We start from the raw sequence: 1,826 nt of genomic DNA on the forward strand, positions 1-1,826 counted from the left end.
TGCCCTAATCCTTGGAGTATGCTCTCATAAGGTTAATATGGAAATCTAAGATATACCGAGATAATAAGAGATAATTGGTTTAAATTAAGGGAGGATATATAATGAAGATATCAAAGAAGGATGCATTGGTTTGGTTTGAGTTTTTTGCGGAACTGCCTGAGGAAGAGGAACTCATGATAAAGCAGCAGGAGATCGTGTATGCTACCTTTGCTCAGATTGAGGAAGCGATTGACCATAGGAATGATGCCTTAATGGCTGAAATCGGAAATCTTAAGACCTTGGAGAACAGAACAATATATGTAGGTGATGACAGCAAATTCCCGAATGGCTGCCGTTCATGTCTACTAGGCACTGGATTGAGTGCAATCAGGAAAACCAACAAATGCAATATAGAGTGCAAGTTCTGCTACAACTATGGAGGACTTGATGATATTCCTCCTGTTGGTGAAGGCATGTGGGAGATTGGCGGCACTAAATTCTATGAGAAGGACATTGACCTTCTCCTTTCAATCCACAAGAAGCCTACTGGTATCTCCTATGTTTATCTTGAGCCCTTCATGGAAATTGAAAAATATTATCCGCTCATAAGGAAGTTCAAGAAGGCAGAGATACACCAGCACCTGTACACGAATGGAATCCTGGCCACTGAAGAGTCTTTGAAAGCTTTGGGTGAAGCGGGTCTTGATGAGTTGAGGTTTAACCTGGGTGCAGCCAACTGCTCGGACAAAGTCATTGAAAATATAAGGATAGCTAAAAAGTACATCAAGAATGTTGGTATCGAGACTCCAATGACACCTGAGTTTTTTGAAGGCTTCTTCAGAAAAAAGCAGGCTATACTGGATACAAAACTGGACTTCATAAATTGTGCAGAGCTGCATCTGAATGAGAACAACATAGATAACTATTACGGGGAGAATATGTACATCTGCAGACAAGGCTATGTATCTCCAATTTGGAGCAGGGAACTTACATTGAAATTCATGAAGATAGCAGATGAAGAAAAGTGGGATCTGGCGGTTCATGATTGCTCGAACTATACTAAATTTGCCAGAAACCTGAATTTGAGCAGCAAAGAAGGCAAGTGGTTCGGAGCGAGCAACTATGCCTGTGAATTCCCAAGAACCCCATACGAGGCATTTTTGCCAATACTTCGTGATGACAGCTTTAAATTCTTGGTAGAAGAGGAATTGCCAGCAGGCTATAAGGCTGGAGAGCTGTTTTTCTAGAGACTCGTTAATTGAGTTCGGATTGTTCCTTTGAAATCCCGAGTTATCTCAGGTTCTTGAGTCAAAACAATCTGTTCCGCTTAGAAAGACCGTAAGTGTTTGAAATAATAGGAAGAAATGCAAGAACCGCTGAAAGTGCTAGTCACTGGCTGACAAACCCGCCAAGCTCAAGCTGAAGTTCAGATTCCAGACTGATTGTGAAGTACTGACACAAAAAATGATGAAAAAATTATTAAACACACCGAAAATCCAAAGACATTACGCAAAAAACAGCAAAATTCTAAAGCCTGGGAAACGCATAGTATCAACGTTTTCCAGGCTTTTATCGTCCATAAAGTGTCAAAGACAGGATTATAATTAAAGAATCTAAATTAAAAGACCTGAATTGTGAATTCAGGTCTTAGTTAATATTCGGAACTTTTCAATGCCCAGCTGCATTGACAGCATTATTGTTTAAATTGTCTACAGCAAGTGGGAGCATACTAAAAATGGATCGGCGCTGAAGAACGGTGTTTGTCAAGGTAGTTGTCGCAAAATCTTATCGTCAGTTTTGATCGGATTCAGCCAAACCTCAGTTGGAACTTCCATCTTCCTGATTTG

At 40.4% G+C, this 1,826-nt stretch carries 1 protein-coding gene; it reads left to right on the top strand.

Annotation, left to right across the window (positions count from 1 at the left end; all coding sequences use genetic code 11):
- The first annotated feature begins 101 nt into the window (after nucleotides 1–101).
- Nucleotides 102–1,226, top strand: a complete 1,125-nt coding sequence (locus J2Z34_RS17465) for a radical SAM protein (protein ID WP_209461154.1) — start codon at nucleotides 102–104, stop codon at nucleotides 1,224–1,226.
- Nucleotides 1,227–1,826: the final 600 nt, after the last annotated feature.

It is taken from the genome of Youngiibacter multivorans, assembly GCF_017873395.1.
GTDB lineage: Bacteria > Bacillota > Clostridia > Clostridiales > Clostridiaceae > Youngiibacter > Youngiibacter multivorans.